At 40.4% G+C, this 1249-nt stretch carries 1 protein-coding gene; it reads right to left on the bottom strand.

Annotated features, from left to right (window positions below; genetic code table 11):
* Positions 1-397: 397 nt before the first annotated feature.
* Positions 398-814, bottom strand: coding sequence for a YybH family protein (locus ACXR6G_RS20095; RefSeq protein ID WP_458363242.1), 417 nt, complete (start codon positions 812-814; stop codon positions 398-400).
* Positions 815-1249 lie beyond the last annotated feature (435 nt).

The raw sequence follows: 1249 nt of genomic DNA, 5'->3' as shown, positions 1-1249 counted from the left end.
ATGTCATTTGGTGAATTATTTAGCTCCCACATTCAAACAGAAATGCAATTATAATTTCCTCATGCAATGCCTCCAAGTCGCAGCCTTACGTATGAAGTGAGGCTTACTTCATTCTTACGATTTTAGGGTAGAACAGGCCGATGATATCAACCAGGCTTTTTTGTTGGTTCATCACTTCAAAAATAGCCTTATAAGCCCTGGGTGATTCTTCTATACTTTCACTTAATATTTCGATGCCCTTTTACTTCTATTCCTTTTGTCGAACAATCTTCCCCAGCTCGCTTACGTCAGCCTTATCACTGTAATATACACGTGTGCTACTACTGAGCCCTGCTGTCATCAAGGGTCAGGAAATAAACAGATCTTTAGTTACAAGTTCTTAAAAAAGCGGAATGTTCTAATGCGCTATTTCGATATCTGAGTTAAAGATATCGTGTGTTAGAAGCCAGGAACCATCAGTCTGCTTTTTTCGGATTTCAATATATTTTCCAGAATCGGTGATCGCTTCACCTCCCTCAGGGGTGAGCGTCATCGTGTAGGTACCTCGGACGTAAGCCATATCGCCTCGACCCTCTATCTCGACAATCTCTAGACTGTGATTACTAAACGGGGGAAAAGACTCCATAAAGGTCTGTATGTTGGCGCGCCCTTCAATGGCTGGACTATTGGGAGGCATAACTATGGCATCCTCGGTATAGTTTGCCATAGCACTAGCCCAGTCACCAGCTTGTACAGCCTCAATATGTTTCTTTGTTTGCGCTTCGATTGCTTTGAAGTCTTCTGATAATAGGGATGGTGTTTGTGGGGTTTTCATGGTCATATTATTTTTTAGAGCTTCATGTATATTTTACTGCCAAAATCGGCAGTACCTTCAAGTTACGACGTATTATCCAGTAGGCAAAAAAATATAGTTACCCACTAAAATTTTTGATTTAACTATCATATGTCTTTTAAAATTGTGTCTTCTTAAAATCTTGGAGTCGCGGTAAAAACTAAAAAGCCCAATAATTTAAAAGTGTTGGGTTTTTGATTGTCCTTAATTTAGCTCTTGTGTTTTAGATTCATGCGAATGTATCGTCATCTGGTAGGGACCACAAGTCGCAGACTTGCGGTATATGGAGTCAAAGGGCATTACTTCATTCTCACTATTTTAGGGTAAAATAGTCCGATGATATCCACCAGACTTTCTTGTTGGTTCACACCTCAAACCATTTACCCCATTCCGATCCCGATAACTATCGGGACGGAA

Source organism: Ancylomarina sp. YFZ004 (genome assembly GCF_054254355.1).
This window is presented reverse-complemented; position numbering and strand designations above follow the sequence as displayed.

Coding starts and splice junctions, on each gene's coding strand:
- ACXR6G_RS20095 (WP_458363242.1), bottom strand. CDS start 814: ATGAAAACCCCACAAACACCATCCCTATTATCAGAAGACTTCAAAGCA.